This window comes from Pseudomonas danubii (assembly GCF_042980055.1).
GTDB classification, from domain to species: domain Bacteria; phylum Pseudomonadota; class Gammaproteobacteria; order Pseudomonadales; family Pseudomonadaceae; genus Aquipseudomonas; species Aquipseudomonas danubii.
In genome coordinates, this window is sequence record NZ_CP116502.1 from 2,794,352 (window position 1) to 2,813,882 (window position 19,531).

The 19,531-nt window shown below is 61.0% G+C and carries 20 protein-coding genes; 13 read left to right on the top strand and 7 right to left on the bottom strand.

All coding sequences use genetic code 11. The annotated features are described in order from the left end of the window. Positions 1 to 53: 53 nt before the first annotated feature. The gene (locus PFZ56_RS12980; RefSeq protein WP_110595068.1) at positions 54 to 1,346 is read right to left on the bottom strand and encodes an OprD family porin; all 1,293 of its coding nucleotides are present in this window, start codon (positions 1,344 to 1,346) and stop codon (positions 54 to 56) included. 235 nt (positions 1,347 to 1,581) lie between these two features. Between PFZ56_RS12980 and PFZ56_RS12985 the strand changes: the two genes are divergently transcribed. Beyond that, positions 1,582 to 2,253, top strand: coding sequence for a response regulator (locus PFZ56_RS12985; protein ID WP_102861593.1), 672 nt, complete (start codon positions 1,582 to 1,584; stop codon positions 2,251 to 2,253). Beyond that, positions 2,246 to 3,649, top strand: coding sequence for a sensor histidine kinase (locus tag PFZ56_RS12990; protein ID WP_170004610.1), 1,404 nt, complete (start codon positions 2,246 to 2,248; stop codon positions 3,647 to 3,649). Before PFZ56_RS12985 ends, PFZ56_RS12990 begins: the two co-directional genes overlap by 8 nt. On the opposite strand, the gene PFZ56_RS12995 is transcribed toward PFZ56_RS12990, so the two are convergent. Both PFZ56_RS12995 and PFZ56_RS13000 read right to left on the bottom strand, forming a co-directional pair. Further along, entirely contained in the window at positions 3,635 to 4,456 is an 822-nt protein-coding gene (locus PFZ56_RS12995) for an HDOD domain-containing protein (RefSeq protein WP_170004608.1), read from the bottom strand. The genes PFZ56_RS12990 and PFZ56_RS12995 overlap by 15 nt on opposite strands. 38 nt (positions 4,457 to 4,494) lie before the next feature. Beyond that, positions 4,495 to 5,436, bottom strand: a complete 942-nt coding sequence (locus PFZ56_RS13000) for a folate-binding protein YgfZ (RefSeq protein ID WP_170004606.1) — start codon at positions 5,434 to 5,436, stop codon at positions 4,495 to 4,497. A 149-nt stretch (positions 5,437 to 5,585) separates the two neighbouring features. Here PFZ56_RS13000 and PFZ56_RS13005 point away from each other — a divergent pair, with 149 nt between their 5' ends. Both PFZ56_RS13005 and PFZ56_RS13010 read left to right on the top strand, forming a co-directional pair. Next, positions 5,586 to 5,840 (top strand): succinate dehydrogenase assembly factor 2, encoded by a 255-nt coding sequence (locus PFZ56_RS13005; protein ID WP_011059785.1) that lies wholly within the window; start codon positions 5,586 to 5,588, stop codon positions 5,838 to 5,840. Beyond that, on the top strand, positions 5,824 to 6,276 hold the full coding sequence (locus tag PFZ56_RS13010; RefSeq protein ID WP_123393429.1) for a protein YgfX: 453 nt from the start codon (positions 5,824 to 5,826) through the stop codon (positions 6,274 to 6,276). Before PFZ56_RS13005 ends, PFZ56_RS13010 begins: the two co-directional genes overlap by 17 nt. On the opposite strand, the gene nadB is transcribed toward PFZ56_RS13010, so the two are convergent. Next, positions 6,239 to 7,861: an L-aspartate oxidase gene (gene nadB, locus PFZ56_RS13015; protein WP_170004604.1), complete on the bottom strand. Its 1,623-nt coding sequence runs from the start codon at positions 7,859 to 7,861 to the stop codon at positions 6,239 to 6,241. The two genes, PFZ56_RS13010 and nadB, sit on opposite strands and share 38 nt — an antisense overlap. Positions 7,862 to 8,419: 558 nt before the next feature. Here nadB and rpoE point away from each other — a divergent pair. The 4 genes from rpoE (at position 8,420) to PFZ56_RS13035 (ending at position 12,239) form a co-directional block, all read left to right on the top strand. Next, positions 8,420 to 9,001 carry an RNA polymerase sigma factor RpoE gene (rpoE, locus tag PFZ56_RS13020; protein ID WP_007930230.1) on the top strand — a complete coding sequence of 194 codons (582 nt, stop codon included), beginning with the start codon at positions 8,420 to 8,422 and terminating at the stop codon, positions 8,999 to 9,001. 31 nt (positions 9,002 to 9,032) lie between these two features. Beyond that, on the top strand, positions 9,033 to 9,620 hold the full coding sequence (locus tag PFZ56_RS13025) for a sigma-E factor negative regulatory protein (RefSeq protein ID WP_102861599.1): 588 nt from the start codon (positions 9,033 to 9,035) through the stop codon (positions 9,618 to 9,620). Between the two features lie 8 nt (positions 9,621 to 9,628). Next, a complete protein-coding gene (locus tag PFZ56_RS13030) occupies positions 9,629 to 10,585 on the top strand; it encodes a MucB/RseB C-terminal domain-containing protein (protein ID WP_170004602.1) in 957 nt (318 codons plus the stop codon). A 223-nt stretch (positions 10,586 to 10,808) separates the two neighbouring features. Beyond that, positions 10,809 to 12,239 carry a DegQ family serine endoprotease gene (locus PFZ56_RS13035; RefSeq protein ID WP_102861601.1) on the top strand — a complete coding sequence of 477 codons (1,431 nt, stop codon included), beginning with the start codon at positions 10,809 to 10,811 and terminating at the stop codon, positions 12,237 to 12,239. A 75-nt stretch (positions 12,240 to 12,314) separates the two neighbouring features. Here PFZ56_RS13035 and PFZ56_RS13040 read toward each other — a convergent pair whose 3' ends face one another. After that, entirely contained in the window at positions 12,315 to 13,748 is a 1,434-nt protein-coding gene (locus PFZ56_RS13040) for a M48 family metalloprotease (RefSeq protein ID WP_170004600.1), read from the bottom strand. A gap of 233 nt (positions 13,749 to 13,981) precedes the next feature. Here PFZ56_RS13040 and PFZ56_RS13045 point away from each other — a divergent pair, with 233 nt between their 5' ends. Beyond that, positions 13,982 to 14,221 (top strand): sulfurtransferase TusA family protein, encoded by a 240-nt coding sequence (locus PFZ56_RS13045; protein WP_011059792.1) that lies wholly within the window; start codon positions 13,982 to 13,984, stop codon positions 14,219 to 14,221. Positions 14,222 to 14,254: 33 nt separating this feature from the next. Beyond that, complete coding sequence (locus PFZ56_RS13050) at positions 14,255 to 15,325, top strand: AI-2E family transporter (protein ID WP_102861603.1); 1,071 nt, start codon at positions 14,255 to 14,257, stop codon at positions 15,323 to 15,325. A gap of 37 nt (positions 15,326 to 15,362) precedes the next feature. Here PFZ56_RS13050 and PFZ56_RS13055 read toward each other — a convergent pair whose 3' ends face one another. Both PFZ56_RS13055 and PFZ56_RS13060 read right to left on the bottom strand, forming a co-directional pair. Beyond that, positions 15,363 to 15,836, bottom strand: coding sequence for a peroxiredoxin (locus PFZ56_RS13055; RefSeq protein WP_102861604.1), 474 nt, complete (start codon positions 15,834 to 15,836; stop codon positions 15,363 to 15,365). Between the two features lie 10 nt (positions 15,837 to 15,846). Further along, the gene (locus tag PFZ56_RS13060) at positions 15,847 to 16,407 is read right to left on the bottom strand and encodes a glycine cleavage system protein R (RefSeq protein ID WP_102861605.1); all 561 of its coding nucleotides are present in this window, start codon (positions 16,405 to 16,407) and stop codon (positions 15,847 to 15,849) included. Positions 16,408 to 16,733: 326 nt separating this feature from the next. On the opposite strand from PFZ56_RS13060, the gene dapA reads away from it, so the two are divergent. The 3 genes from dapA to PFZ56_RS13075 are packed head-to-tail and all read left to right on the top strand — an operon-like array spanning position 16,734 to position 19,508. Next, positions 16,734 to 17,612 (top strand): 4-hydroxy-tetrahydrodipicolinate synthase, encoded by an 879-nt coding sequence (gene dapA, locus PFZ56_RS13065; protein WP_102878721.1) that lies wholly within the window; start codon positions 16,734 to 16,736, stop codon positions 17,610 to 17,612. A gap of 17 nt (positions 17,613 to 17,629) precedes the next feature. Then, positions 17,630 to 18,745: an outer membrane protein assembly factor BamC gene (gene bamC, locus PFZ56_RS13070; protein ID WP_102861607.1), complete on the top strand. Its 1,116-nt coding sequence runs from the start codon at positions 17,630 to 17,632 to the stop codon at positions 18,743 to 18,745. Positions 18,746 to 18,749: 4 nt separating this feature from the next. Continuing rightward, positions 18,750 to 19,508, top strand: coding sequence for an MBL fold metallo-hydrolase (locus PFZ56_RS13075; protein ID WP_102878722.1), 759 nt, complete (start codon positions 18,750 to 18,752; stop codon positions 19,506 to 19,508). The last annotated feature ends 23 nt before the right edge of the window (positions 19,509 to 19,531 follow it).

A 19,531-nucleotide genomic window follows, 5' to 3' on the forward strand; every position in this document is an offset into this window, starting at 1 on the left:
CGGGCCTCTTCGCTGGCAAGCCAGCGCCTACGACGCAGCGTGATACGGGTGGCTTACCACAGGGCCACGCTGTAGCTCACCAGCAGGCGTACTTCATCGGCATCGCGTGCCGAATAGTTGGAACGGTAGGTGGCGTTGCGCAGGCGCACGGCGACGTCCTTGAAGGTGCCGCTTTGCACCACGTATTTGACCTCGGTGTTGCGTTCCCACTCTTTGCCGGTGTCGCCGTTTTTCAGGGCGACGTTGTCGCCGCTGAGGTAGCGGGTCATGAAGCTCAGGCCGGGAATCCCCAGCTTGGCGAAGTCGTAGTCATAGCGGGCCTGCCAGGAGCGTTCCTCGGCCCCGGCGAAGTCGTTGATCTGCACGAAGTTCACCAGGTACGGGTCGCTGCCATCGACATAGGGGAATGCGCTGTCGCCGGACATGTGCTGGTAGCCGGCGCTGAGTTTATGTCCGTTCAGGGCATAGCTCACCAGGCCGTTGAGGGATTTGTTGTCGATCTTGCCGCCCCGGGCCTGGCCCTGGTCGTCGCTGATGGCCAGGCGCAGATCGGTGCCGAAGGTGCCCGGTCCCATGGGCTGGGACGCTACCAGGCCGAGGAAGTGCTGGTTGTAGACATCGTCCAGTTGGGCGAAGTGGTAGCTGCCGGTGATCTTGTCGGTGAACTTGTAGTCCAGGCCGCCGAAATTGAAGTGCTTGCCGGCCACGGTGCCGGCGAAGCGGCTGTTCTTGTTGTTGAGGCGGATGTCCTCGTAGTTGCTGTCGTCGCGGTCCTTGGCCTTGTCCAGGCGCCCGCCGGTGAAGGTCAGGTTCTTGATTTCCTTGGAGGTCAGCAGGCCGCCTTCGAAGGTCTGCGGCAGGATGCGCCCGTCGTTGGGCTTGAGGATCGGCAGTTCGGGGATCAGGCTGCCGATTTTCAGTTCGGTGGCGGAGATCTTCACTTTGCCGGTCAGGCCGAGCTTGGAGTACTGGTCGGCGGCGCGTCCGTCATCGTGGGTCGGCAGCAGGCCGGTGCCGGTGCGGTCGGGGCTGGAGTCGAGCTTGACCCCGAGCATGCCCAGGGCGTCCAGGCCGAAACCCACGGTGCCTTCGGTGTAGCCCGACTGCAGGTTGAGCATGAAACCCTGGGCCCATTCATCGCGCTTGGATTGCTGGGCGCTGGTGCCGTCGCGAAAGTCGCGATTGAAATACATGTTGCGGGTTTCGAAGGTGGCGCTGCTGTCTTCGAAGAAGGCGGCCTGGCTTAAGGGCGCGACACCGGCGAGGGCCGCGGCGCTGGCCAGGGCAGTCGGGGTCAGACGGGAAAAAAATACAGGTGTGACGGCGTGAGGGCGCGTGGACGGCATCCAGGGGTACTCCGTTATTGTTCTTATTTTGACGAAAACGCTTCGAGGCGTTTTGCGTATCAGCGGCCATCGGGGCCAGGGCAGTCGAGACTGTCCGTAGCCGGACTCTAAAGGGCCAACCTTTCGCTAACCTTTCAACGTACTTTCACGGTTTTCGGGCTTCACAGCGGCGAATGCAGCGGTACACTCCGCGCCAAAGAGCGGCGTCGATCCCCCCGGAACGAGGTAAGAAAACATGCGAGTCCTGCTCGTCGAAGACCATCTGCAACTGGCCGAAAGTGTCGCCCAGGCGCTCAAGAGCACCGGCCTGACCGTGGATGTGCTGCACGATGGCGTGGCCGCCGACCTGGCTCTGGGCAGTGAGGAATACGCCATGGCGATCCTCGATGTCGGCCTGCCGCGCCTGGACGGTTTCGAGGTGCTGGCGCGCCTGCGGGCCCGGGGCAAGAACCTGCCGGTGCTGATGCTCACTGCCCGCAGCGACGTCAAGGATCGGGTTCACGGTCTGAACCTGGGGGCCGACGATTACCTGGCCAAGCCGTTCGAACTGACCGAGCTCGAAGCCCGGGTCAAGGCGCTGTTGCGCCGTAGCGTGCTGGGGGGCGAGCGCCAGCAGCGTTGCGGAGTGCTGGCCTATGACCTGGATACCCGGCGCTTCACCCTGGGCGAAGAACTGCTGACCCTGACGTCCCGCGAGCAGGCCGTGCTCGAGGCATTGATTGCCCGTCCCGGCCGGGTGATGAGCAAGGAGCAACTGGCCTCCCAGGTGTTCGGCCTGGATGAGGAGGCCAGCCCGGATGCCATCGAGATTTACGTCCACCGCCTGCGCAAGAAGCTCGATGGCCATGCAGTGGCCATCGTGACGTTCCGTGGCTTGGGTTATCTGTTGGAAAGCCGCGATGCATAGGCCCAGCAGCCTGCGCTGGCGGTTGCTGTGGAACCTGGCGCTGCTGCTGGTGGTGCTGATGCTGGCCAGCGGCTTGAGTGCCTACTGGAACGGCCGTGAGGCCGCCGACACCGCCTACGACCGTACCTTGCTGGCCTCGGCGCGGACCATCGCCGCCGGGTTGTCCCAGCGTGACGGCAGCCTCAGCGCCAATGTGCCCTATGTGGCCCTGGACACCTTTGCCTACGACAGTGCCGGGCGCATCTATTACCAGGTCAACGATATTCACCAGCAACTGATCTCCGGTTACGAAAACCTGCCTGGTCCGCCGCCGGGTACTCCGCGTACCGATGACTATCCGGCCCTGGCGCGTTTCTACGATGCCACCTATCAGGGCCAGAATGTGCGGGTGGTGAGCCTGCTCAAGGCGGTCAGCGAGCCGAACATGAACGGCATGGCGGAAATTCGCGTGGCGGAGACCGACGAGGCGCGGGTCTCCATGGCCCGTAGCTTGATGGCCGACACCTTGCTGCGCCTGGGAATGCTGGCCATGGGGGCGTTGCTGCTGGTGTGGTTTGCGGTGAGTGCCGCCTTGCGTCCGCTGGAACGTTTGCGCGGTGCGGTGGAGGAGCGCCAGCCCGATGACTTGCGGCCGCTGCCGCTGGTTTCGGTACAGCGTGAGTTGTGGCCCCTGGTGCGGGCCTTGAACCATTTCACCGAACGCCTGCGGGGGCAGTTCGAGCGCCAGGCACAGTTTATTGCCGAGGCCGCCCATGAGTTGCGAACACCGCTGGCAGCACTCAAGGCCCGTCTGGAGCTGGGGCTGCGCTCCAGCGAGCCGGACACTTGGCGCACGACCTTGGAAAGCGCGGCTCAGGGCACCGATCGCTTGACCCACCTGGCCAATCAGTTGCTGTCCCTGGCCCGGGTGGAAAATGGCGCCCGGGCGATCGCCGAGGGCGGCGCACAGTTGCTCGATCTCAGCCAGTTGGCCCGGGAACTGGGCATGGCCATGGCGCCTCTGGCCCATGCCAGGGGGGTGGCCCTGGCCCTGGAAGCCGACGAGCCGGTGTGGCTCAAGGGCGAGCCAACCCTGCTCAATGAACTGCTGAGCAACCTGGTGGACAACGCCCTGGCCCACACGCCGTCGGGCGGCAATGTGGTGCTGCGGGTATCGGCGCCGGGGGTGCTGGAGGTGGAGGACGACGGGCCGGGTATTCCCCTGGAGGATCGCGACCGGGTCTTCGAACGTTTTTACCGGCGTAATCAGCAGGTGGCCGGTTCGGGGTTGGGGCTGGCAATCGTGGGGGAAATCTGTCGCGCCCATCTGGCACAGATCAGCCTGCACGATGGCCAGCCTTCGGGGCTCAAGGTGCGGGTGAGTTTTATCGCGGGGTTAGGATCAGTAGAGCATTGAGCGGGATTCTTGCAGCTCGTTGCACATGGCCTGGTTTTCCGGGTCGATCCCCAGCTTCTTGAACGCCGGCACGCTGAAGGCGTCAATGCGCGAGAGTGAGTGATCTGTGTCTTTGTGGCAGTACAGGGTCGCCACCTGGACCAGGTCGACGTAGTCGATCCCGGTGGTCTGGCGGTTGAACTCCAGGTAGTGCCCGGGGATCTCCACCAGTTGCTCGGGGAACTCCCAGACCCGTAGCAGCTTGTCCCCCAGCAGCGGGTGAATGCGTTCGATCACGTGATTGAGGCTGACCGGGTCGGAAAGCAGTTCGTAGTGGTCTTCGGCGTAGGTCAGGATCGGCAGCACGCCGATCTGGTGTACCAGTCCGCCGAGCGCTGCCTGGTCGGGCTTGAGCTGGGTGTAGCGGCGGCACAGGGCATAGCTGACCCCGGCCACTTCCAGGCTGCGGCGCCATACATCGTGCATTTTCTGTGCAACCACCTCGGAGCGAGCATTGAAGATCTGCTCCATCACCAGGCCGATGGCCAGGTTGCTGCTGTAGTTGACGCCCAGGCGGGTGATGGCGGTATGCAGGTCGGTGACTTCCTGGGCTGCCCGCAACAGTGGGCTGTTGACCACCTTGATCAGTCGCGCCGACAACGCGGTGTCGCGGCCAATCACTTTGCTCAGGGTGCTGACGCTGATTTCCGGGTCTTCGGCGGCCCGGCGAATCTGCATGGCCACCTCCGGTAGAGTTGGCAGAACCAGGTCATCGTTGTCGATGGCCTCCACCAAATCCTGTTGGACCTTTTGCGCCAGCTCAGTCATTTCAGTTCTCTAGGGTGTTGCAGGAAAGGGGGAGTCGGTCAGCGCTGGATTTCGCGATCGCGGTCCAGCTGGTACGGCAGGTCCAGCAATTGCAGACCAGGCCCTTCGAGTGCGCCCAGGTGCAGGTTGCCATCTTCTGCCGCTTCGGCCTGCAACACGGCCAGCAGTTCCACCTGGTCTTGTGCCTGGGCGGCCAGGACCACTTCACCGATGGAGCTGTTGTGGGTCGGGGAGAACAGCGGGGTGCCTGGTATGGGGAGTTCGCCGCTGGGCAATGCGAGTCGGTAGAGGCGGCGCTTGAGCTTGCCCAGGTATTGCATGCGGGCGACGATTTCCTGACCGGTGTAGCAGCCTTTCTTGAAACTGACGCCGCCCACGGCCTGGAGGTTGAGCATCTGCGGAATGAACAGTTCACGGGTCTGCGCCATGACCTGGCCGAGGCCCGCGCGGATCTGGCCCAGCAGCCACTGATTGAGCTCGCCCTGGGGCAGTTGCGCGGCCAGTTGCTGACCCAGGCTCTCGGCGCGTTCCGCCGGGACCCAGAGTTCGACGCGGTGGCTTGAGGCGCGCACGGCAATCAGGTCGTCGGCGCGGACTACGGCGCCGTCTTCCTGGGGCAGTTCAAGGCCCAGGCCGCTCAGGCTGGAGTCGGCATGGCTGAGGCCGAAGCGCACCCAGTTGGCGCTTTCATCGGTGAGCTTGGCCTTGGAGAAGACTGCGTACTTCTTCAGGTCCGCCAGTTGCGGCTCAAGCAGTTCGCTGGCCATGGCCAGCAGGCAGCCGTCACCTTCCAGGAGGATACGGAAACTGGACTGCATGCGGCCTTTCTGGTTGCAACGGGCGCCCAGACTGGACTGGCTGTCGCTGAGGTAATTGAGGTTGCAGGTCAACTGACCCTGAAGGAATTTGCTGGCATCAGGGCCGCGGACGGCGAGGACGCCTTCGTGGGACAGGGGGCAGAAAAAAGCGGAGTCAGCCATGGTTCATCGCAGGGTAAAAAGTCTGGGGCACATCATAAGGGGGCGCCCCTGAAATGGATAGTTCACAAAGGACAGGTGGTGACCGACCAAAGCCGACTGTTCTCGTGTTCCCCGGGCTGTATACTTGCGCTCTATTTGAGGAGCGCTCCATGGTTGAAGATGTTGAACTGAATCGCCTCTACTGGCACAGCCGTCGCGGCATGCTTGAGCTGGACGTATTGCTGGTGCCGTTCGTCAGGGAGGTGTACCCGCATCTCAATGAGACCGATCGCGAGTGCTACCGCAAGTTGCTGGAGTGTGAGGATCAGGACATGTTCGGCTGGTTCATGGAGCGCAGCGAGTCCGAGGATCCTGAGCTGCAGCGCATGGTTCGCATGATTCTGGACCGTGTCCAGCCCAAGTAGGCTGTTCGAGTGCCGCTGGCGTGCTTCACGGCAACTGCTGGCGGCCTACCTGCTGGCCCAGGCATTCGCCCTGGTCGCCATTTTCCTGCTGGATATCCCGTCTGTCGCCAAGGGGCTGGGCATCCTGCTGTGCCTGTTGCACGGCGGCTGGGTGCTGCCTCGACAGATTTTGTTGACCCATTCCCGAGCATTCAGCCGCTTGCGGCATTCATCAGAGGGCTGGCAGCTGTGGAGTCCGGCCACGGGTTGGCAGGGGGTGCAGTTGCGGCCTGACAGCCTGGCATTGCCGCTGATCGTGGTATTGCGCTTCCGTCTGCAGGGCGAGCGCTGGGTGCGCTCCCTTTGTGTGCCGAGGGACGCGCAGACCGCCGATGAGCATCGGCGTCTGCGGGTGCGGCTCAAGTTCGGCCGGCGTAGGTGGGCGGCAGCAGAATAGTGTCGCGAGCTTCGGGCAGCAGTTGCGGATAGTCGAGGGTGTAGTGCAGGCCGCGGCTTTCCTTGCGCTCCATGGCCGAGAGAATCATCAATTCGGCCACCTGGGCCAGGTTGCGCAACTCGATCAAGTCACGGCTGACCTTGTAGTTGCTGTAGAACTCGTCGATTTCGTCCAGTAGCAGGCGAACCCGGTGTTGAGCCCGTTGCAGGCGTTTGTTGGTCCGCACGATACCGACGTAGTCCCACATGAATCGCCGCAGTTCGTCCCAGTTGTGCGCAATGATCACGTCTTCGTCAGAGTCGGTGACCTGGCTGGCATCCCAGGCCGGCAGGGCGATGGGAATCGAGATCTGAGGCAGCTGCTGGAGAATGTCGGCCGCTGCCGAGCGGGCGTAGACGAAACACTCCAGCAACGAGTTGCTGGCCATGCGGTTGGCTCCGTGGAGGCCAGTGAAACTGGTTTCGCCAATGGCATACAGGCCTGGCACATCGGTGCGCCCTTGTTGATCGACCATTACGCCGCCGCAGGTGTAGTGGGCGGCCGGCACCACTGGGATCGGCTGCCGGGTGATATCGATGGAAAATTCCAGGCAGCGTTCATACACGGTGGGGAAGTGGGTTTTGATGAAGGCTTCCGGTTTGTGGCTGATATCCAGGTAGACGCAGTCGATCCCCAGGCGCTTCATTTCGTGGTCAATGGCCCGGGCGACGATATCCCGGGGAGCCAGTTCAGCCCGAGGGTCGAAGCGCTGCATGAAGCGTTCGCCGTTGGGCAGCTTGAGGTGGGCGCCTTCACCGCGCAGGGCCTCGGTGATCAGGAAGCTCTTGGCCAGTGGGTGATACAGGCAGGTGGGGTGGAACTGGTTGAACTCCAGGTTGGCCACTCGGCAACCCGAGCGCCACGCCATGGCGATGCCATCGCCACAGGCACTGTCGGGGTTGCTGGTATAGAGGTAGACCTTGGCTGCACCGCCGGAGGCGAGGATCACGAAGCGGGCGCCGAAGGTGTCCACTTCACCCGTGCCGCGGTTGAGTACGTAGGCGCCCAGGCAGCGATCACCTTCCAGGCCCAGGCGTCTTTCGGTGATCAGGTCAACGGCAACCCGCTGCTCCAGCAGTTCGATATTGGGGTGTTGTCGGGCCTGGGCCAGCAGTGTCTTGAAAATGGCTGCGCCGGTGGCGTCTGCGGCATGGATGATCCGTCGGTGGCTGTGACCGCCTTCACGGGTCAGGTGGAACTCGAAGCCATTGTCATCGCTGCTGGCGTCTTCATCACGGGTAAAGGGAACCCCCTGGTCGATCAACCACTGGATGGCCTCACGGCTGTGTTCCACGGTAAATCGCACGGCATCTTCGTGGCACAGGCCGCCACCGGCGTTGAGGGTGTCATCGACATGGGATTCGACGGTATCGGTATCGTCCAGAACGGCAGCGACGCCGCCTTGGGCCCAGTAGGTCGAGCCGTTGGCCAGATCGCCTTTGCTCAGGACGGCGATACGCAAGTGGCGGGGCAGTGTCAGGGCCAGGCTCAAGCCGGCGGCGCCGCTGCCAATCACCAGAACATCGTGTTGAAACTGTTGGCTCATTTGAAGGATTCCGCTCAAAGCGACCCGATATGGGGTTGGCGCCAGACGCCTGAATCGGCGAGTCAAAGCAGCCACACAGCCCACTAGTATATAGAGGGGGGGATCGGCACAATAGTCGCGCCTTCATGGCGTTGTGCGACTTCGCTGAGCAAAAGCGTTGCTCTCGACCAGCCTCTACTCGCGGCGTTCAAGCTGCCGCGCGGGTTGATCGGAGAAGTAGGGCTGTTTTTCTCTTCACCGTTACACAATCTTCGTTCGGCGCAGCTATAAAGATTGGGAACTTTTGCCAAGGCCCCAAACTCAATAGAAGGTTGCCTGAAAGAAGGGACAGCGTCGGTTCTGGCCAGGGTTTGCAATCTGTCCCTTGGTGACAGAAATCGACGACAGGATTATTCGCGCAGCCGGCCTTGCCCGCGCTGCGTTTTTCGTGCGTGCCGGATCAGAGCCCGCAGGAAACTTGCTTGGAGGGGGAGAACTTTTGCGAAAAGCCCGAGTCTATGTTTGCAAGCCTGATCGATTAGTGATGCAAGCCTCCTCCGAGCTTATCGAGGAGTGTTCATGCTAACCCAGGAAGAGGATCAGCAGCTGGTCGAGCGCGTTCAGCGTGGCGACAAGCGAGCGTTCGATCTGCTCGTGCTGAAATACCAGCACAAAATTCTCGGGTTGATCGTGCGTTTCGTGCACGACACCCATGAAGCCCAGGATGTCGCACAAGAAGCCTTTATCAAGGCTTACCGTGCACTAGGTAATTTTCGGGGGGACAGCGCGTTCTATACGTGGCTGTACCGTATCGCCATCAACACGGCGAAAAACTATCTGGTTTCACGCGGCCGCCGGCCGCCGGATAGCGATGTGAGTTCTGAGGATGCGGAGTTCTATGACGGCGATCATGGCCTGAAGGATCTCGAATCGCCGGAACGTGCATTGCTGCGGGATGAGATCGAGGGCACCGTCCATCGAACCATTCAGCAATTGCCTGAAGATTTGCGTACAGCCTTAACTTTACGTGAATTCGATGGTCTGAGTTACGAGGACATTGCCAGCGTCATGCAGTGTCCGGTGGGTACCGTGCGCTCCCGGATTTTCCGCGCTCGGGAAGCCATCGATAAAGCCCTGCAGCCGTTGTTGCAGGAAACCTGAGACAGCGGCGACAGCCAAGAGAGGAACCGCCATGAGTCGTGAAGCCCTGCAGGAATCGCTGTCCGCGGTGATGGATAACGAAGCGGACGAACTGGAATTGCGTCGGGTGTTGAATGCCGTCGACGAAGTAGAAACCCGTGAGACTTGGGCTCGTTATCAAATCGCCCGGGCAGCTATGCACAAGGAGTTGCTGCTTCCACGTCTGGACATCGCCGCTGCTGTTTCGGCAGCTCTGGCTGATGAGGCCGTACCAGCCAAAGCGTCCCGTGGACCTTGGCGCAGTCTGGGCCGTCTGGCGGTAGCTGCATCGGTGACTGTGGCGGTACTGGCCGGTGTGCGCCTGTACAACCAAGATGAGATCGCAGGCGTTGAACTGGCTCAGCAAGCCGCTCAACCGACCCTGGCGACTCCACAAATTAAGGGCCCTGCTGTACTGGCCGGCTACAATGAAAGCTCGGAAGCCACTGGCCCCATGGCTAATGGCGTATTGCAAGGGCAGCCAGGCTGGCACGATCAGCGTCTGCCAAGCTACCTGCGTCAGCATGCTCAGCAAGCTGCACTCAAAGGCACTGAAAGCGCACTGCCTTATGCCCGTGCGGCAAGCCTGGAAAACCGCTAAGGAGGATCATGCGCGCCATACCTCTACTTTCGCTTCTGCTTAGTGGCTGGTTTGTGGTTCCAGCCCACGCCGATGAAGCCCAGGGCTGGTTGCAGCGTCTTGGGCAAGCGGAACAGCAGCAAAGCTTTCAGGGCACTTTCGTTTACGAGCGTAACGGTAGTTTTTCTACCCATAACATCTGGCATCGCGTCCAAGGTGGAGAGGTCCGTGAGCGTTTGGTTCAGCTCGATGGATCTGCTCAAGAGGTGGTGCGTGTCGATGGTCGCACCCAGTGCGTAAGCGGTACGTTGATGGCAGGGTTGGGCGATGCTCCGGACTCTGCGGCCCGTGCGCTGGACCCGCGAAAGCTCAAGAATTGGTATGACCTTGCCGTTATCGGCAAGTCACGTGTGGCTGGGCGTCAGGCAGTGATCGTTTCGGTTACGCCCAGAGATCAACATCGTTATGGCTTTGAGTTGCATCTGGATCGGGAAACCGGCCTGCCGCTCAAATCCCTGTTGTTGAACGATAAGGGACAACTATTGGAGCGCTTCCAGTTCACTCGTCTGGATACTGCAGATGTGCCTGAAGATGCCGAGTTGCAAGCTGGTGCTGACTGCAAACCCGTGAGCCTGGACAGCGACAAGGCTTCAGCTATCAAGACTGCGCAAACCTGGCATTCCGACTGGCTACCTCCAGGTTTCGAGCTGACCAGTAGCTCCGCCCGCAAGGATCCGCAAACCAAGACCCTGGTCAACAGTTTGCTGTATGACGACGGTTTGGCGCGGTTCTCGGTGTTCCTCGAGCCACTCAATGGTGCGACGGTTACCGATACCCGCACCCAGCTCGGTCCGACTGTTGCCGTATCACGTCGCTTGACCACGCCTGAAGGCGAAATGATGGTCACCGTGGTCGGGGAAATCCCCATTGGCACAGCTGAACGTATTGCGCTGTCGATGCGTTCCGATGCCACCGCCAAGCAATGAGCCTTTGTTGGTTGTGTAAGAGGTCGGTAATGCCTACTCCACAATTGAGAAGATGAAATGTTTGGTGAGCAATTTCATTTGCAAAATCCCCAGAGTTTTTTTATAGGTCAGAACCCCTCGGTTCTGACCTTATTTGTCGTTCCTGGAGCAAAAGTACCGCCCCTGTATTTTCGGTGTGACTTGCTCCATATCGCTTAACCACGCTCGTCGTAACGGGAGCCGTATGTCGATACCACGCTTGAAGTCTTACTTCACCATTCTTGCCACCGTGCTGGTGCTGGGGCAGGCCGTGTCTGCCCAGGCAGCGGAGTTGCCTGATTTCACCCAACTGGTCGAGCAGGCCTCGCCTGCTGTGGTGAATATCAGTACAACGCAGAAGCTGCCTGATCGGCGGTTTTCCAACTCGGCACAGATGCCCGAACTGGAAGGCCTGCCGCCAATGTTGCGGGAGTTCTTCGAGCGTGGCATGCCTCAGCAGCGCTCTCCGAGAGGGGACCGCCAGCGTGAAGCCCAGTCCCTGGGCTCGGGTTTCATCATTTCCCCGGATGGCTACATCCTCACCAACAATCACGTGATCGCCGATGCGGACGAGATTCTCGTGCGTCTGGCCGACCGCAGTGAATTGAAAGCCAAGCTGATAGGCACCGATCCGCGTTCCGACGTGGCACTGTTGAAGATCGATGGCAAGGACCTGCCTGTGCTGAAGCTGGGTAAATCCCAGGACCTGAAAGCCGGGCAATGGGTCGTGGCCATCGGCTCGCCATTTGGTTTCGACCACACCGTGACCCAGGGCATCGTCAGTGCCATTGGTCGCAGTCTGCCAAACGAAAACTACGTTCCCTTCATTCAGACCGACGTGCCGATCAACCCGGGTAACTCCGGTGGCCCGCTGTTCAACCTGGCGGGGGAAGTGGTGGGCATCAACTCGCAGATCTACACCCGTTCCGGTGGCTTCATGGGGGTGTCTTTCGCGATCCCTATCGACGTGGCCATGGACGTTTCCAATCAGCTGAAAACCGGTGGCAAGGTCAGTCGTGGCTGGCTGGGCGTAGTGATTCAGGAGGTCAATAAAGACCTGGCAGAATCCTTTGGCCTGGAAAAACCTGCCGGTGCACTGGTCGCGCAGGTTCAGGACGGAGGCCCAGCGGCCAAGGGCGGCCTGCAAGTGGGGGACGTGATTCTCAGCCTCAATGGTCAACCCATTGTCATGTCGGCGGACCTGCCGCATCTGGTCGGGGCACTGAAGGCCGGAGCCAAGGCCAACCTGGAAGTGATCCGTGAAGGCAAGCGCAAGAATGTCGAGCTCACCGTGGGCGCCATTCCTGAAGAAGACAAGGATCTGAGCATGCTGCCCAAGTCCGGCGTCGAGCGCAGCAGTAACCGTCTCGGCGTAGCCGTTGTAGAGCTCAATGATGAGCAGAGAAAGGCTTTTGACCTCAAGGGTGGCGTAGTCATCAAGGAAGTCCAGGATGGCCCAGCGGCGTTGATCGGCCTGCAGCCGGGCGACGTGATCACCCACCTGAACAACCAGGCGATTACCACCGCCAAGGAGTTCACCGAAATCGCCAAGGCGCTGCCGAAGAACCGTTCGGTGTCCATGCGCGTACTGCGTCAGGGGCGAGCCAGTTTCATTACCTTCAAACTGGCCGAGTAATACGTCTGACGCCGTGCTCGCGTAGTAAAAAGCCCGCCTCGTAAGAGGCGGGCTTTTTTATGGCGCCTGGAAACATCAGCGCATCATGTCTTTGACCATCTGCTCCTGGTCCATCATCTCCCGCTGACGAGCGTCGATTCTCGACGACAGTGGGAAGTTGCTGCCGGCCCGCCGTTTGGCGAAGTCCAGTTGCTGAATGGCTTGGCGGTAGTCGCCGACCAGGGCGAAGTACTCGGCCCGGGCCTGGTGCAGGCCAATGATATTGCCCGACAGGCCGCGGGTTTCCGCCACCAGATACCAGACATCCGGATCGTCCGGACGGCTTTTCAGCAAGCCTTCCAGGGCCTTTTCCGCATCCGCGGGGCGGTTCTGCTTGAGCAGCAGGTCCACCCGGATCTGATTCAGCGGGTAGTTGCCCGGGTACAGGTTGAGCATCCGCTCCACACGAGCTTGCGCATCCGGCAGGCGGTTGTTGGCCATGTCCAATTCGATCTGGGCCAGGTTGTAGGTGACATCGTTGGGGGATTTGGCCAGCAGCGGCTTGAGGTTTTCCCGACCCTCGTTCCACTGGCTGCCCTTGATCTGGGCGATGGCCAGACCGTAACGGGCAATGTCGTTCTTCGGGTTTTCATCGAGCTGGGCGCGAAAGCGCTTGGCGGCCAGACCAGGAGATTCTTCGTAATTCAACTGCACTCGCGCACGGATCAGTTGATAGCGCAGGCTGTCTTCGGTGCCTCCGAGTTTGGCCTGTTCTGCGCGGTTGCGGGTGTCGGCGATTCGCGATTCGGTGACCGGGTGCGTCAGGAGGAATTCCGGAGGCTTGGCATCGAAGCGGTATTGGCGCATCAAACGTTCGAACATGGTGGGCATCGAGCGTGGGTCGTAGCCGGCTTTCTCCAGATTGAGAATGCCGATGCGGTCGGCTTCCTGTTCGTTTTGCCGGGAAAAGCGCCGCTGTTCCTGGATGGCCGCGGCCTGGGTGCCGGCGATGGTGGCGATCCCCGCATCCCCGGCGCCAGCGGCAGCGATCACGATCCCGGCCAGCAAGGCGGCCATCATTGGCACCTGCATGCGCCGCTGGGCTTCAACCCCGCGGGCAAAGTGGCGTTGGGAAAGGTGCGCCAGTTCGTGAGCCATCACCGAGGCGTACTCTCCCTCGGTCTGGGCATTGAGAAACAGGCCACCGTTGACCCCGACTATCCCGCCGGGGGCGGCGAAGGCGTTGAGCTGCGGGCTGTTGATCAGGATGAACTCAAGGCGGCGGTCGTTGACCTGGCTGGTCTCCACCAGTTTGTAGACGCTGGTTTCGACATAGTCCTTGAGTTGCGGGTCGTTGAGTTGCGAGACCTGGCTGCGTAGCAAAGCCAGCCAGGCACGGCCCAGCTGGTGTTCCTGTTGTGGAGAGACAATGGATGAACTGGCATCACCAAGTGACGGCAGGTCGTCGGCGAAGCCCGGTGAGGCGAGCAGGCAAGCGAGCGTCAGCAGGGTAGGGCGCAATAAATTCATGCACAAAGCCTTATTCGACAAAGGCTCTACTGTAGCTGCCCGCTGGTCCGGGGACCAGATAAAGCCAGTGAAAACTCTGCGGATAAAAAAGTGCTTTCGGGGAAATTCCGACGTCTACCTCATCGAGCTTCTATCACGGCGCTGCAGCGCTCTGGTTTCAGGCTTCTTTATTGCCGACGGCTTTGCCTTGCAGGGTATTCTAGGCGCCTTGAATTGATGATCGGAGTAAGCCAATGACCGATGTTGTCGCCCATGACGCCGAGCTCGATGCCAGTGGACTGAACTGCCCACTGCCACTGCTCAAGGCCAAGATGGAACTCAATCGCCTGGCCAGTGGCGCGGTGCTCAAGGTCATTGCCACCGATGCCGGGTCCCAGCGTGACTTCCGCACCTTCGCTCGCCTGGCCGGTCATACCCTGTTGCGCGAAGAGGACGAGGCCGGGGTCTATCGTTACTGGCTGAAAAAGGCCTGACGGCCGTTCACCGTTTTCATCTAAGGATCATTGATGTTCAAAGTGCTACGTGACTGGATACAGCGCTACTTCTCGGATGAAGAAGCGGTGGTGCTCGCTGTGCTGCTGTTCCTGGCCTTTACCGCTGTGCTGACCTTGGGTGGGATGCTGGCGCCAGTACTGGCGGGCATGGTCCTGGCTTACCTGATGCAGGGGCTGGTGGTCAGTCTGGAGCGCCTGCGCCTGCCCGGTGGGGCGGCGGTGGGGTTGGTGTTCGCGTTGTTCATGGGCCTGCTGCTGGTGTTCATCCTGGTGGTGGTGCCTTTGCTCTGGCACCAGTTCGTCACCCTGTTCAACGAGTTGCCGGGGATGCTCGCCAAGTGGCAGTCACTGTTGCTGCTGTTGCCCGAGCGCTATCCGCACCTGGTGTCGGACGAGCAGGTACTGCAGGCCATCGAAGTGGCTCGGGGCGAGATCGGCAAGTTCGGTCAATGGGCGCTGACGTTCTCCCTGTCCAGCCTGCCCTTGCTGGTGAACATCATGATCTACCTGGTGCTGGTGCCGATCCTGGTGTTCTTCTTCCTCAAGGATCGGGCGATGATCAGCCGTTGGGTTATCGGCTACCTGCCTCAGGAGCGGACCTTGATCACTCGGGTTGCCCACGAGATGAACCGGCAGATTGCCAACTACATCCGCGGCAAGGTCATCGAGATCGTTATTTGCGGTGGTGTGACCTACATCGCCTTCGTCGCCCTGGGGCTTAACTACGCGGCCCTGCTGGCCCTGCTGGTAGGGATTTCGGTGGTGGTGCCCTATGTCGGCGCCGTTGTGGTCACTGTGCCGGTGGCGCTGATCGCCCTGTTCCAGTGGGGCTGGAGCGACCAGTTCATCTACCTGATGGCGGTCTACGGGATCATCCAGGCCCTGGATGGCAACGTGCTGGTGCCACTGCTGTTCTCCGGTGCAGTGAACCTGCACCCGGTAGCAATCATCTGTGCGGTGTTGCTGTTTGGCGGGCTGTGGGGCTTCTGGGGGATTTTCTTTGCGATTCCCCTAGCCACGCTGTTCAAGGCTGTGCTGGATGCCTGGCCGAGGAAGGACCCGGTGGTGGCGCCTTTACTCTAGATAACGCGGGGCGGCTGATTCAGCCGCCCCGTTGGTTTCAGGCCTTGTTCAGAGCCTGGGCTGCTGCCAGTACGGCGTCGACATGGCCCGGAACCTTGACCCCGCGCCATTCCTGGCGCAGGACGCCGTCCTTGTCGATCAGGAAAGTGCTGCGGTCCACGCCCAGGTATTCCTTGCCATAGAGCTTCTTCAACTTGATCACGTCGAACAGCTGGCAGACGGCTTCGTCCTTGTCGCTGATCAGCTCGAAGGGGAACTCCTGCTTGCACTTGAAGTTCTCGTGGGACTTCAGGCTGTCGCGGGAGATGCCGAAGACCTCGGTGTTGGCGGCCTGGAAGGCGGCGTATTGATCACGAAAGCCCTGGCCCTCGGTGGTGCAGCCTGGGGTGCTGTCCTTGGGGTAGAAGTAGATCACCACTTGCTTGCCCTTGAGGCCGGACAGACTGACGGTCTGGCCGCTGGTGGCAGGGGCCTGGAAATCAGCGACGGGTTGGTCGATAGCAACAGCCATGGGAGCTTCCTTACATGGGGTTCTGTGGGCGCCAGGGTTCGATCAGCGCATCGAGGTTCATGGCATCGGCAAAATCCAGGAACTGGTCACGCAACCAGCTGATCTGGGTGCCGGCGGGCAGGGTCACGGTGAAGGTGGCATTGAGCATGGTGCCGCCGGTTTGCGGAGCCTGGTAGGTATCGCAGGTGAGGTTTTCCAGTTCGACATGATGGTCGATGAAGAACTGGCACAGCTCATTGACGATGTCAGAGCGGTAGGCCGCGCTGACGTAGGCGACATAAGGCAAGGCCTGGGGACGGCTTTCCAGAGCGGCGCTGCGCACCACGTTGACCGTGAAGGCGTGCTTCTTGGCCAGGGACGGCAGGCTGCTTTCCAGGCGCGCCAGGGCGTCCCAGCTGCCGGAAATCTCCAGCACCAGGGCGCTGCACTCGCCGTGTCGGGTCAGACGCGAAGTCACCACGGCACAACGGTTTTCATGGCTGGCGCGGCACAGGACGTTGGTCAGCTCCATGGGGTTGGCGCCGAGGGCACTGATGACAAGGAATTGTTCGCGAACTGTGGGGGTGGACATGCAGCATTCCTAAAGCGATGAGCGGTCGGTACTTTTTGACAAGCCAGTAGCAGGCAAGCGTTGCAAGCTGAACTTCAGGGCCTTGAACCACAAGCCGGCGACGGGCCCCGAAACGCTCGGAACACAGTCTGGCAACGCGGGAATGGGGCTTTGCAGATCCAACAGGCAGGCGATAACCCGGTTTACATGCTTATCAGTAGCGATCAAAGCCTGAAGGGTAGCGAAAACCATCGCTCAGGGGAATGCTCACGGCAAGGGACTTCGCTTGTGCAAGGAACTTGGCGCCAGTACCATTACCGCTCTCTTTTTCCGGCAGGAGCGGTTGCATGATTGCGGGCAGTATGGTGGCACTGGTCACACCCATGGATGCACAGGGAAATCTCGACTGGGACAGCCTGAGCAAACTGGTGGACTTCCACCTGCAAGAGGGCACCAACGCCATCGTGGCGGTCGGCACCACAGGTGAATCGGCCACACTGGATGTCAACGAGCACATCGAAGTGATTCGTCGGGTGGTGGCCCAGGTTGCAGGGCGTATCCCGGTGATTGCCGGTACCGGCGCCAACTCGACGCGTGAAGCGATCGAACTGACCACCAATGCGAAGATCGCCGGCGCCGATGCCTGCCTGCTGGTGACCCCGTATTACAACAAGCCGACCCAGGAAGGCCTGTACCAGCATTTCCGCGCCATTGCCGAGGCCGTGGACATCCCGCAGATCCTCTACAACGTTCCAGGCCGTACCGCATGCGACATGCAGGCCGAGACCGTGATCCGTCTGTCCTCCGTGAAAAACATCATCGGCATCAAGGAAGCCACCGGCGACCTGCAGCGTGCCAAGGCCATCCTGGCCGGCGTGCCCGACGATTTCCTGGTGTACTCCGGCGATGACGCCACTGCCGTTGAACTGATCCTGCTGGGCGGCAAGGGCAATATCTCGGTGACCGCCAACGTCGCGCCTCGGGCCATGAGCCAGATGTGCGCCGCAGCCATGGCCGGCGACGCCGCCAAGGCCCGCGAGATCCACGAAACCCTGATGCCGCTGAACAAGACACTGTTCATCGAATCCAACCCTATTCCCGTGAAATGGGCCCTGCACGAAATGGGCTTGATGCCGGACGGTATCCGTCTGCCGCTCACCTGGCTCAGTGCCGCCTGTCACGAACCGCTGCGGCAGGCCATGCGCCAGTCCGGCGTCTTGGTTTAATTGAGGAAGTACAACGCATGAAGCGAATGGCCGGACTTTCCGCACTTGCCTTGATTATCTCCAGCACCAGTGGCTGCGGTTGGATCTGGGGCCCGGAAGGCTACTTCCGTGACCGGGGTAGCGATTACTTGCAAGCGCAACAAACAGCACCAATGCAACTGCCGCCGGATGTCCAGACCGCCAAGCGTCTGGATCCGTTGCTGCCAATCCCGCGCAACGTGGCCGACGACAACGTCAAGGGCGAGTACCAGGTGCCTCGTCCGCAGCCGCTGTCGGCGATTGCCGATGCCAGCGACTACACCCTGCAGAAAAGCGGCGACTCCCGTTGGGTCATGGCCCAGCATCCGCCGGCCGAAGTCTGGCCGGTGGCAGTGCAGTTCTTCCAGGACAACGGTTTCCGCCTGGATCAGCAACGCCCGCAAACCGGCGAGTTCAGCACCCGCTGGCAGCGTTCCGACGAGCTTTCCGCTGCCGTGGCCAAGCGCCTGAGCAGCGCCGGCGTCGCCGCCGACAGCGAAACTCGAGTGCGGGTGCGCATCGAACCGGGTGTGCAGCGCAATACCAGTGAAGTCTACGTGGTCAGTGCTGAGCGTCCCGCCGGCAGCACCGCCGATGTGGAGTTCACCAACCGTTCGGTCAACACCGGCCTGGACGCCGCGCTGGTGGATGACATGCTGGCCAGCATGAGCCGTACCTCCGAGAAGGGCGGTTCGGTGTCCCTGCTGGCTGCTCGCGATTTCGATACCCCGAGCCGGGTCAGCCTCAGCGAAGACGGCAGCGGCAACCCGGTGCTGAACCTGGGCGCCGACCTCGATCGTGCCTGGTCCAGCGTGGGCCGCGCCCTGGAGCAGGGCGAATGGCGGGTTGAGGACATCAACCGCAGCCTGGGCCTGTACTACATCAACCTGGCGGAAAAAGCCGAGAAGAAGAACGACGAGCCGGGCTTCTTCGGCAAGTTGTTCGGCAGCAAGCCGGCCAAGGAAGAGATCGAAGCCCGCGCCGAGCGCTACCAGGTGCGCCTGAGCAAGGTGGGTGACAACGTCCAAGTGACCGTCGAGAAGAACATCAACACCGTGGCGCCGGCCGATGTGGCGCGCAAGGTGTTGGGCGCGATTCAGGACAACCTGGGCTGATCAGATGCGTTTCGCCGTTCTCGGCAGTGGTAGCCAAGGGAATGGCACGCTGATCGCCAGTGCTGACACTTACATCCTGGTGGATTGTGGTTTCTCCTTGCGGGAAACCGAGCGGCGCCTGCTGCGCCTGGGAGTTCATCCCTCGCAGTTGAGCGCCATCCTGGTGACCCACGAACATGCCGACCACGTGCATGGCGTGGGTTTGCTGTCTCGGCGCTACAATTTACCGGTCTACCTCAGCCAGGGCACTTTGCGCGGGATGCGCAAGCCGGTGGAGGCTGCAGGTTTTGTCCGCGGTGGCGAGCAACTGCAGATTGGTGCCTTGTGCATTGACGTGATTGCCGTCGCCCACGACGCCCAGGAACCTACACAGTTTGTCTTCAGCGACGGTCAGCGGCGTTTTGGCCTGCTGACCGACCTGGGTTCCTACTGTACCGGCGTACTGGAAGGCTACCGTGGCCTGGATGCCTTGATGATCGAGGCCAACCATTGCCGGGACCTGTTGGCGCGCGGTTATTACCCGTACTTTCTCAAGCAGCGGGTCGGCGGTGACCAAGGGCATTTGAACAACCATCAGGCCGCAAGCCTGGTGGCCGAATTGGGATGGCAGGACTTGCAGCATCTGGTCCTTGCTCATCTGAGCAGCAAGAACAACCTGCCGCAGCTGGCCCGGCAATGTTTTGTCGACACCCTCGGGTGCGATCCGGACTGGCTGCAATTGGCCGATCAAGATTCAGGGCTCGACTGGCGCCACATCGCCTAGCCCACCTACTTAGCAAGCGGAGC